Source organism: Acinetobacter sp. CY73, from assembly GCF_059515865.1.
Window position 1 is genome coordinate 17,963 of the sequence record NZ_JCAKMZ010000007.1, and the last position, 10,572, is coordinate 28,534.

Below are 10,572 nucleotides of genomic sequence, written 5' to 3' on the forward strand. Positions count from 1 at the left end.
AAAAAAAAGGGATATCACACAGATATACCCTTAAATACTCAACCTTAGACGGATAATTTCATTGAATCAATGATGAACATGACTCCAATCGTTACTCATCTTCATAAACGGGTGTATGTTCAATATATTGACGATTTTGCAATGCTTTTTGAGCACGATTATCTTCACGCAATAAAAACGCAGTCAGACCAAGCATTGCTAGACTGATTGCAGTGAGGTAACTATATGCCACCGACATATCAAAGACATTTTGTACACCAAAGCGAATCGCTTCTAATACGCCCCAAAATGCCATGCCCGCCAGCATAAAGCCTAACCAGTGACGGTAAGGGGAAAAGAAAACAGTCGCTAGTGCTACAGCAATTAGACTAAATCCAATTATCGTTGCAAACGTTGCAGTGACCATAAAAACCTCCGTCAGATTGATGTGTGTTAAAACCGCTCAATGGTGTTTCGCAACAAAGTTCAAAAGCTCTCCAATTATTCTCAGTGATCTTATTCGAGCCTCTGCATTGCATTATGGTGAGTTTTTCCAATAAAAAAAGACCTGTTCTTTTTGTAAACGACACACCTTGTCGCAACATTCTTTTGTCATTACATTTTTGAAATTTGATATTTTTCTGTGAAGCTAAATAACATCGCTCTTGGCTTGTCATTACAAAAAAATACCTCGTAATTTTTTGTCAAAAACATTTTTTTTCGATCTTGATGATCCATTTTTCAACTATTCAAACCATGTCACAAAAGTACATATAAATGATTAATTTAGGCATAAAAAAAGCGACTGGAAAGTCGCTTAAATTGTCATCAAATTGTAAGCGTTATGCGCGATTTAAATCTTTATCATGAACGCCCAAGAGATACAGAACGCCATCTAAACCTACACTTGAAATCGCTTGATTTGCATTCTCACGCACGAGTGGTTTTGCACGGAACGCCACGCCCAAACCAGCAATAGACAACATCGGCAAATCGTTTGCACCATCACCTACAGCAATCGCTTGTTCAAGCGAAATACCCATTTCATCGGCTATTTGACCCAACAATAAGGCTTTGCGAGCGCCATCGACAATGTGCCCTTTGACTTCACCTGTCACCAAGCCATCTTTTACATCAAGGACATTGGCATGGACTTCATCAATACCCAATTTTGCCTGTAAATATTCGGCAAAATATTGGAAGCCACCCGATAAAATAGCCGTACGATAGCCTAAAGATTTTAAAGTCGAAATCAGGCGTTCAGCACCTTCAGTCACCGTTAAACGCTCTGCAATTTTCGGCAGCACAGATGCATCCATGCCTTTCAGCAATGCAACGCGGGCACGAAAGCTTGCCTGAAAATCTAACTCGCCTTGCATCGCACGTTCGGTGATTTCAGCAACCTGTGCACCCACCCCTGCTTCAATCGCAAGCTCATCAATCACTTCTTGCTCAATCAGGGTTGAATCCATATCGAAGCACACCAGACGGCGGTTACGACGATAGGCATTGTCTTCTTGAACCGCGACATCGACATTCAATTCACTTGAAAGTTTTAAACAGGCTGCACGCATTGCTGCGGCATCCAACATTTGACCTTTTAAACCAAATTCCACACAAGCACGTTTTGGTGCTGTGTTTTCATTTTCAAGCGTGGGACGACCTGATAAACGTGTCACTGTTTCAATATTGAAGCCTTGACTCGATACGATATTGGTCACGGCTTGCAAATGTGATGCTGTCAGTTCAGGTGCCAATGCCGTCACGATATAGCGCGTACGACCACCCTCTTTCACCCATTGATCATAATCTGATGCAGCAATCGGTTTGAAACGCACAGTTAACCCAATTTCATGTGCTAAAATAAGGATGTCTTTCATGGCCAAAGCCGTTGCTGTTTGGTCTTCTGACGCGACGACAATACCAAGCGTCAGTTGGTTATGGATAACCGCTTGTCCTACATCTAAAATTTGCAAAGAATGTACGGACAACACCTGCATCAATCGAGTAAACTGATTCGGTTGGTCAGGACCTAAAAATGAAATAAGAATGATTTCTCGCATGAATTGACTCGGTTCTGAGCTGCAACTAATGTAAGAATCATAATCGAAATCGAATATAAATGCCTTGGAAGTTTACGTTGAATGCACCTAGACAAGGGCTATTTGCTAGCCTACTGATTATTAGCTTTGCTTTGCATACCTTTTTATTGGTCATTGCAACAACTCACCAATTAAACGAAAACCGTGCCAGCCAAGGTCAGTTGATCACCAGTCAGTTGGTTGCCGATAGCTTATCTGAGCTTGAGCCTGCGAATACTGTTTCTTTGGCTCTCTTGGCAAATCGTTATGCAACCAATCCAAGTGTGGCTTATATTCGAATTTTGAGCGCTAGCAATCAAGTCTTAGCAACCGCTGGACTGTCTAAAACACGCCAAGGTGAAGTTTTTGTTCGTGATGCGCTACAAAATGAGAAAAAAGTCGGTAGTATCGAAATCACACTGGTTAAACCGAGCATTGGTGAGATTCTTCGTACGCAGTGGCTTGCGATTCTATTTTCATTATTCGTGCATGGATTATTGTGGTTAGCGTATCGTGCAATTGCACGCCCGACTCGTAGCGAATATCTTGCTCGCTTAAACAATGAAGCGCGTCTCAAACATGAAATCCAATTACTCACCGAAGCATTAGAAATTGAAAAGAATAATGCTGTAACAGCGACAGCTCAAGCGGCTCAAGTTGTCGTTGCACCAACACCCATCAAAGCACCTAAACCTTTTGTTGTTGATGAAAATACATTGTCATTGAATATTCAATTTTATGACCCAAAGCAGTTGATCAACACCGTTAATCAGTCAGTGGCTTTGCCCTACTTTAATTTGTGCCAAATTTTCCTGAATAAAAGTATTGACCTGTGTAGTAAACACTACCAATTGAATAAGCAAGACTTTGTGATTGGTCGTGAATTTGACCGTCAGGGTGCGGTGATCAGTGTTTCAACGACTCAAAATAACGCTACTCAGTGTTTATTGATGATTGGTTCAGTATTCCAACTTCTTTCCGACGTTTTATATAAGCGCTACCGTGAAGACAAGCGTTTCGTGCTACAAACGCGTTGTTCTGTCGCTTCTGGGGTTGAGGCAATGCAACTCGATGCCCTCCAAGCTTCTGAACGCTTGACCCATCATTTGATTGCGAAAGAAATGGCACTGTATCTCAACAATGAACAATTAAAGCATGTTGGAGAATGTTACCAATTGGTGCCTATGCCGAATCCAACCAGCGTGCTCACACGTCATGCATTTATGATTAATGGAATGAGTGAAAGTTGTGCTGAGCTTGCTCAACAAATCCGAACAGAAATATTGAAAGGTAAGTCTCAACCCTCTGCTGAATCCGAATTGAAAGACCAAGCTTCCTAAACTCAACAGTTATCATTTGTTGTGATTTAAAAACCAGATTTAGTGCTAACTTAATCTGGTTTTTTCATTTCCGCTCAAAATTTAACAGTTTTAGTGCAGTATTTGCTTATAGATTAAGCAATTCAGCGTATATTTCAAAATATTATGACTTTTCAATACCCTACTAAGATGTGTATAACAGTGTAGGCAAAGGGAATGTGATTAGCATAGGCAAAACGAAGCAAAAAGCGTTAGACTATGCCTCAATGATTTTATTCAAAATGTCAGAATGACATAACAAAAAGGTGAAGGTTGATGTCACTCAACACTGTGGAAGAACTCGTAGCAGATATCCGTGCAGGAAAAATGGTTATCTTGATGGATGATGAAGATCGTGAAAATGAAGGTGATTTAGTCATTGCTGCCACGCATGTTCGTCCAGAAGACATCAACTTCATGATCACACATGCGCGTGGCTTAGTTTGCCTAACATTAAGCAAAGAACGTTGCCAACAGTTGAATCTTCCACTGATGGTCGATGCCAACGGCGCTCAACATGGGACAAATTTCACCCTTTCGATTGAAGCAACTAATGGTATCACCACGGGTATTTCACCGGCTGAACGTGCGCATACCATTCAGACAGCAGTAGCTGCTCATGCAAAACCTGCAGATATTGTTCAGCCCGGTCATATTTTTCCATTGATGGCACAACCCGGCGGTGTATTACATCGTGCAGGTCATACCGAAGCAGGCTGTGATTTATCTCGTCTTGCAGGACTTGAACCCGCTTCTGTGATTTGTGAAATCATCAATGAAGATGGGACCATGGCGCGTCGTCCAGATCTTGAAGTCTTTGCAGAAAAGCATGGTTTGAAAATTGGGACCATTGCGGATTTGATTCACTACCGCATGACCAATGAGCAAACGGTTGAACGTATTGATCAGCAAACACTTGATACTGAATACGGCACATTTGAGTTGTTCCGTTACCGTGAATTGGGGAATCCAGATATTCATTTGGCATTGGTGAAAGGTGAACCTAAAGCAGGTATAACCACCGTTCGCGTACATGGTTTTAATCCAACACGGGATTTGCTTAAACTGAATAAACAAGATGGCGAAGCCGCTTGGAATTTAGATAAAGCACTAAAAACTATCGCCAATAGCGAACGCGGTGTATTGGTGTGGATTGGTCAGCGCCACTTGTCGGATTTGGGTCCTGCACTTGAAGCGCTAACTACACCTAAACCAAGTAAATCAAACGCAGCATTGTCACAGCAATATCAAACGATTGGTGTTGGTGCACAAATTTTGCGTGATTTAGGCGTAGAGAAAATGAAACTTCTCAGCTCACCATTACGCTTCAACGCATTATCAGGGTTTAACTTAGAAGTGGTTGAATATGTCACCGCTGAACAAAGTTCTGTTTAATTATTCTTATTACATATCGAGGTTGCTATGGCGATTCGCCGTATTGAAGGTTTGTTACATCTCGCGAGCGAAGACCGTTACGCGATTTTAGTTGGACGTTTTAACAGCTTTGTTGTTGAACATTTATTAGAAGGTGCAATTGATACGTTGCATCGTCATGGTGTTAGCGACGATAATATCACTGTTGTTCACGCACCAGGCGCATGGGAACTTCCAGTTGTGGCTAAAAAATTAGCAGCTTCTGGTAAATTCGATGCTGTCATTGCTCTCGGCGCAGTGATTCGTGGTAGCACACCACATTTTGACTTCGTTGCAGGCGAATGTGCCAAAGGTTTAGGTGTCGTTGGTTTAGACACTGGCTTACCTGTGATCAACGGTGTATTGACTACGGATAGTATTGAACAGGCGATTGAACGCTCTGGTACAAAAGCAGGCAATAAAGGTGGTGAAGCTGCCCTTACTGCAATTGAAATGGTTAACTTGCTAAAGGCGATCTAAAGCATGTCGCAGACACTCCAAGCTACTTATGCAGCGAAACGCAAAGCACGTCGTTTTGCTGTACAAGGGATTTATGAATGGCAAATGAGCCACAACCCGATGCACGAAATCGAGGCACGTACACGTGCTGAAAATGCCATGCATAAAGTGGATCTAAGCTATTATCATGAATTGCTCACGCAAGTGATTACAAATCATGAAGCATTGGATGCGTTATTGGTTCCAGTCCTTGATCGCGAGATCAATGCATTGGACGGTGTTGAACTAGCAACTTTGCGTTTAGGCGCATACGAATTGAAAGAACATCTTGAAATTCCGTATCGAGTTGTCTTAGATGAAGCTATTGAGTTAGCAAAACACTTTGGCGGAGCAGACAGTCACAAATACATCAATGGTGTATTAGACCGTTTATCGCAAAGCCTGCGTGAAGCAGAAAAGCAACAAGCTAAATAAGTTGTTGTTGAAATGGCTGAGTTTTCTATCATTGATACTTATTTCAATCGACCCGATCCACAGGGTGTCGATGTAGGTGTCGGTGATGACTCAGCCCTGCTCACCCCTCCTGCTGGCCAGCAATTGGTCATTTGTACAGATACACTTGTCGCGGGTCGACATTTTCCACTTCACACTTCTCCGCATGCCATTGGTTGGAAATGTGTTGCAGTTAATCTGTCAGACATTGCTGCAATGGGAGCAAAACCACACAGTATTTTACTCGCACTGAGCTTACCCCAAATTGATCATGCTTGGCTCAAAGCATTTAGCCAAGGCTTATATGATTGTTGCGATCAATTTGGAGTACGCTTAATCGGCGGTGACACCACACAAAGCCCACATTTAACGTTATCGGTTACGGCACTGGGTTGGGTCGACCAAAATCAAGGTATTCTTCGTTCAGGCGCACAGGTCGGTGACTTGATTTGTGTCAGTGGTACAGTTGGTGATGCCGCGTTTGCTTTAGAGCATCTTGGCCACGCATTACAACAGCGTTTGGATTATCCAACGCCTCGCTGCGAATTAGGTACACAACTTAAAAACTTTGCGCATAGCATGATTGATGTGTCTGATGGTTTAGCACAAGACCTTGGGCATATTTTGAAAGCATCCCAAGTTGGTGCTAGATTACATCTCGATCAACTGCCAATTCATGAAGCACTTCACCATTTGCCAGATGAACAACAATACCAATATGCACTTGCAGGTGGTGATGACTATGAATTGTGTTTTACAATAAGCCCTCAAAACTACGAAGCTTTCTTGCAAAACAAGCCTCAAACGCCAACGACAATCATTGGTAAAATTATAGACAATCACGCTTTGATTTTTGATAAAGATGGCAAAGATCATCAGGTTCAATTTAATGGATATCAACACTTTGCATAAACCGCCTATTCAATTTAAAAAAATGAATTGGACTGAACGCTTGATCGTCTTTACTGGCGTGGGTTTCGGTTCAGGGTTACTCCCAAAAGCGCCAGGCACTTTTGGATCAGCTTTTGCACTACTTTTTATCCCCATTTGGATGATGATCGGTTTCAACTACAGCATGATTGCTATGGTGATCATGTCAATGATGGGTATTTATCTCTGTGGTCGTACAGCCGACATTATGGGTGTACACGATGATGGTCGAATAGTATGGGATGAATTTGCAGGGCAATCTATTACTTTTCTTCCCCTGATTTATTTAGGACAAATGAGTTGGGTCTGGGTTCTTGTTGGTTTTGGTTTATTCCGTTTGTTTGATGTTTGGAAACCTTGGCCGATTCGTGTCATTGATCGTCGCGTAGAGGGCGGCTTTGGCATCATGTTAGATGATATTATTGCTGGTCTATGGGCAGCAATCTGCATCATCATTTATTTATATATTGATATGGCTTAAGCCAAATTGTAAGGGTACTTTATGTCTACCACTGTTGTTATTCTTGCTGCAGGTAAAGGCACGCGTATGCGTTCGCAACTACCAAAAGTACTTCAACCTTTAGCAGGTCGTCCATTATTAGGACATGTCATTGAAACAGCGAAAAAAATAAAAGCTAAAAATATTATTACCATTTTTGGTCATGGCGGTGATCGCGTTCAAAGTGCCTTTGCGCAAGAAAATATTCAATGGGTTGAACAAACAGAGCAACTGGGTACAGGTCATGCGGTTAAAGTAACTCTTCCAGTTTTACCCAAAGAGGGTATTTCTCTCATTTTGTCGGGCGATGTCCCTTGCGTGCAAGAACGCACCTTACAACGCCTGGTTGATGTCTCGACTGAAACAGGCATTGGAATTGTGACTTTAACCCTTAGCGACTCTACAGGTTATGGTCGTATTGTGCGTTCGAACAATAAAATCCAAGCCATTGTTGAACATAAAGATGCTTCTGATGAACAACGTCAGATCAAGGAAATCAATACTGGGATTTACTGTGTTAGCAATGCGAAATTGCATGAATGGTTGCCAAAACTGTCTAATGACAATGCTCAAGGTGAATACTATTTGACAGATATCGTAGCGATGGCATTGGCTGATGGCATGGAAATCGCATCTATTCAACCTGAACTGGCTTTTGAAGTTGAAGGTGTGAATGATCGAATTCAATTGGCTGCTTTAGAGCGTGAATTCCAAAATTACCAAGCGAAACAACTCATGCAACAAGGCCTGCATTTAATTGATCCAGCTCGCTTTGATTTACGTGGTCATTTGACGGTTGGGCAAGATGTTCGTATTGATATCAACGTGATTATTGAAGGTCAATGCAGCTTTGGCGATAACGTTGAAATCGGTGCAGGTTGTGTGATTAAAAATACTCATATCGCTGCTGGAACTAAAGTTCAGCCTTATAGCGTCTTTGAAGATGCAATCATTGGTGAGGATGTTCAAATCGGTCCATTTGCACGGCTACGACCAGGGGCAAAGCTGGCCAATGACGTCCATATTGGCAACTTTGTCGAAGTCAAAAACACCACTATAGGCCTAGGCTCTAAAGCCAATCACTTTAGCTATTTAGGTGATGCTGAGATCGGTACAGATTCTAATATCGGTGCCGGTACCATTACTTGTAATTATGATGGTGCAAATAAACACAAAACCATTATCGGTGATCATGCTTTTATCGGCACCAATAACTCATTGGTTGCTCCAGTTAAGATTGGTCATGGTGCAACCACAGGTGCTGGTTCCGTGATTACACATGATGTGGCAGACCATAGTCTTGCTTTTGAACGTGCCAAACAAATTGTTAAAGAAAACTATCAACGTCCCCAAAAGACTAAGAAATAAGAGGAATTAAATATGTGCGGAATTGTCGGTGGCGTTGCTGAACGTAGTATTACCAATATTTTAATCGAAGGTTTAAAGCGCCTTGAATACCGTGGTTATGACTCTGCGGGTCTAGCATTGGTCAATCAAGGTCAAGTGTTACGTCAACGCCGTGTTGGTAAAGTCGTTAACCTTGAAAATGCAGTCAATGAAGCTGAAATCGTCGGTTCATTAGGCATTGCTCATACGCGTTGGGCAACTCATGGTAAACCCACTGAAGATAATGCGCATCCGCATATTTCAGGTCATGTTGCGGTTGTTCATAACGGCATCATTGAAAACTACCAAGAGCTGAAAGATGATCTTGAAGCCTTAGGTTATGTATTCAGCTCTCAAACGGACACCGAAGTGGTTGCACATTTGGTGCATGATGCTCTGAAATCATCGCCGAACTTACTCAAAGCGGTTGAGCAAGTCGTTCCTCAGCTCAAAGGTGCTTTCGCACTGGGGATTGTACATACCGATTATCCGGATGAATTAATCACAGTTCGTGAAGGTTCACCTTTAGTGATTGGTGTGGGTATCGGTGAGAACTTTATTAGCTCAGACCAATTGGCTTTACTCCCAATTACCAATCGTTTTATTTACCTTGAAGAAGGTGATATTGCACGTTTGACTCGTGATTCGATTGAAGTCTTTGTCAATGGTCAGCCCGTTGAGCGTGCTGTTAAGGAGCTTGATGCAACCGTCAGCAATGCATCAAAGGGTGAATATAAGCACTACATGCTCAAAGAAATTTATGAGCAACCTGAGGCGATTCAACAAACCATTTCTCAAGCATTGAATGGTAATGTTTTGCGCGATGAGTTCTTGAAAAATGCTGATGTTGATTTTAGTCAAATTCAAAATGTGCAAATTATCGCCTGTGGTACCAGTTATCACGCAGGTATGATTGCAAAATATTGGTTTGAGCAGTTAATTAATTTACCTTGCCAAGTTGAAATCGCAAGTGAATTCCGCTATCGCACCCCTGTGATTGTGAACAATACGCTTTACGTGTGTATTTCTCAATCAGGTGAAACAGCGGATACTTTAGCTGCGCTTCGTGATACGCAACGACGCGCTACAGAAAAGAATATTCATATTGCGACCATGACGATTTGTAACGTTGCAACATCTTCGATGGTTCGCGAAACCAACCATAGCTTGTTGACGCTTGCAGGCCCTGAAATTGGTGTTGCTTCAACGAAGGCTTTTACAACACAACTTGCAGCTTTGATGTTACTGGTACTCAAAGTCGGTCAAGTGAAGCAGACAATTGCTGCCGACCAAGTTTCTGAGATTATTTCTGGTCTATGGCATTTACCTAAAGTGATTTTAGATACTTTACAGAAAGATAAAGAGATTTTGCGCTTATCTGAATTGTTTGTAGAGAAAAATCACTGTCTATTCTTAGGTCGTGGTACTGAGTTCCCAATCGCTTTAGAAGGTGCATTGAAACTCAAAGAAATTTCTTATATTCATGCGGAAGGTTATGCGGCGGGTGAATTAAAGCATGGTCCTTTGGCATTGGTTGACAATGACATGCCTGTCGTGATTCTTGCGCCTAAAGATGACATGCTGGATAAGCTCAAGTCGAATATGGAAGAAGTTCAAGCCCGTGGTGGTGAACTGTTTGTATTTGCTGATGAACATAGCGGAATCAAAGAAAAAGACCGTCAGCATGTAGTACTTGTTCCTTCAATCAGCCCTCTGCTTGCGCCAATCGTTTACAGTATTCCTGTGCAATTGCTGTCTTACCATGTTGCGGTACTGCGTGGTACAGATGTCGATCAACCCCGAAATCTCGCAAAATCAGTGACGGTCGAATAATTTTTTTCCATAAAAAAGAGAGCTTTGTATGAGAGTAATAAAGTTTCATACTAAGTAATAAAGTCTCATACTGAGTAATAAAGTGTAATACTGAATTGCTCAAAAAATCCACACAAGCTATGCTCTAAACAGCATGATGTGT

At 41.9% G+C, this 10,572-nt stretch carries 10 protein-coding genes; 8 read left to right on the top strand and 2 right to left on the bottom strand.

The annotated features are described in order from the left end of the window. Positions 1–91: 91 nt before the first annotated feature. Complete coding sequence (gene aciT, locus AC5YD2_RS05355; protein WP_496125328.1) at positions 92–406, bottom strand: ciprofloxacin tolerance protein AciT; 315 nt, start codon at positions 404–406, stop codon at positions 92–94. Between the two features lie 415 nt (positions 407–821). Further along, positions 822–2,042 (bottom strand): phosphoserine phosphatase SerB, encoded by a 1,221-nt coding sequence (gene serB, locus AC5YD2_RS05360; protein WP_496125329.1) that lies wholly within the window; start codon positions 2,040–2,042, stop codon positions 822–824. A gap of 77 nt (positions 2,043–2,119) precedes the next feature. On the opposite strand from serB, the gene AC5YD2_RS05365 reads away from it, so the two are divergent. The 8 genes from AC5YD2_RS05365 (at position 2,120) to glmS (ending at position 10,430) form a co-directional block, all read left to right on the top strand. Then, positions 2,120–3,400, top strand: coding sequence for a hypothetical protein (locus AC5YD2_RS05365; RefSeq protein WP_496125406.1), 1,281 nt, complete (start codon positions 2,120–2,122; stop codon positions 3,398–3,400). Positions 3,401–3,694: 294 nt separating this feature from the next. Further along, positions 3,695–4,813, top strand: a complete 1,119-nt coding sequence (gene ribBA / locus AC5YD2_RS05370; RefSeq protein WP_496125330.1) for a bifunctional 3,4-dihydroxy-2-butanone-4-phosphate synthase/GTP cyclohydrolase II — start codon at positions 3,695–3,697, stop codon at positions 4,811–4,813. A gap of 27 nt (positions 4,814–4,840) precedes the next feature. Beyond that, entirely contained in the window at positions 4,841–5,311 is a 471-nt protein-coding gene (gene ribH / locus AC5YD2_RS05375) for a 6,7-dimethyl-8-ribityllumazine synthase (RefSeq protein WP_004718750.1), read from the top strand. A gap of 3 nt (positions 5,312–5,314) precedes the next feature. Beyond that, a complete protein-coding gene (gene nusB, locus AC5YD2_RS05380; protein ID WP_496125331.1) occupies positions 5,315–5,764 on the top strand; it encodes a transcription antitermination factor NusB in 450 nt (149 codons plus the stop codon). Between the two features lie 12 nt (positions 5,765–5,776). After that, positions 5,777–6,694, top strand: coding sequence for a thiamine-phosphate kinase (thiL, locus tag AC5YD2_RS05385; protein WP_496125332.1), 918 nt, complete (start codon positions 5,777–5,779; stop codon positions 6,692–6,694). Continuing rightward, entirely contained in the window at positions 6,672–7,193 is a 522-nt protein-coding gene (locus tag AC5YD2_RS05390) for a phosphatidylglycerophosphatase A family protein (protein ID WP_496125333.1), read from the top strand. The genes thiL and AC5YD2_RS05390 overlap by 23 nt, the downstream gene beginning before the upstream one ends. Before the next feature lie 21 nt (positions 7,194–7,214). Next, on the top strand, positions 7,215–8,579 hold the full coding sequence (gene glmU / locus AC5YD2_RS05395) for a bifunctional UDP-N-acetylglucosamine diphosphorylase/glucosamine-1-phosphate N-acetyltransferase GlmU (protein ID WP_496125334.1): 1,365 nt from the start codon (positions 7,215–7,217) through the stop codon (positions 8,577–8,579). 12 nt (positions 8,580–8,591) lie between these two features. Then, a complete protein-coding gene (gene glmS, locus AC5YD2_RS05400) occupies positions 8,592–10,430 on the top strand; it encodes a glutamine--fructose-6-phosphate transaminase (isomerizing) (RefSeq protein WP_496125335.1) in 1,839 nt (612 codons plus the stop codon). The last annotated feature ends 142 nt before the right edge of the window (positions 10,431–10,572 follow it).

Coding starts and splice junctions, on each gene's coding strand:
- serB (WP_496125329.1), bottom strand. CDS start 2,042: ATGCGAGAAATCATTCTTATTTCATTTTTAGGTCCTGACCAACCGAAT.
- AC5YD2_RS05390 (WP_496125333.1), top strand. CDS start 6,672: ATGGATATCAACACTTTGCATAAACCGCCTATTCAATTTAAAAAAATG.
- ribBA (WP_496125330.1), top strand. CDS start 3,695: ATGTCACTCAACACTGTGGAAGAACTCGTAGCAGATATCCGTGCAGGA.
- nusB (WP_496125331.1), top strand. CDS start 5,315: ATGTCGCAGACACTCCAAGCTACTTATGCAGCGAAACGCAAAGCACGT.
- thiL (WP_496125332.1), top strand. CDS start 5,777: ATGGCTGAGTTTTCTATCATTGATACTTATTTCAATCGACCCGATCCA.
- glmU (WP_496125334.1), top strand. CDS start 7,215: ATGTCTACCACTGTTGTTATTCTTGCTGCAGGTAAAGGCACGCGTATG.
- ribH (WP_004718750.1), top strand. CDS start 4,841: ATGGCGATTCGCCGTATTGAAGGTTTGTTACATCTCGCGAGCGAAGAC.
- aciT (WP_496125328.1), bottom strand. CDS start 406: ATGGTCACTGCAACGTTTGCAACGATAATTGGATTTAGTCTAATTGCT.
- glmS (WP_496125335.1), top strand. CDS start 8,592: ATGTGCGGAATTGTCGGTGGCGTTGCTGAACGTAGTATTACCAATATT.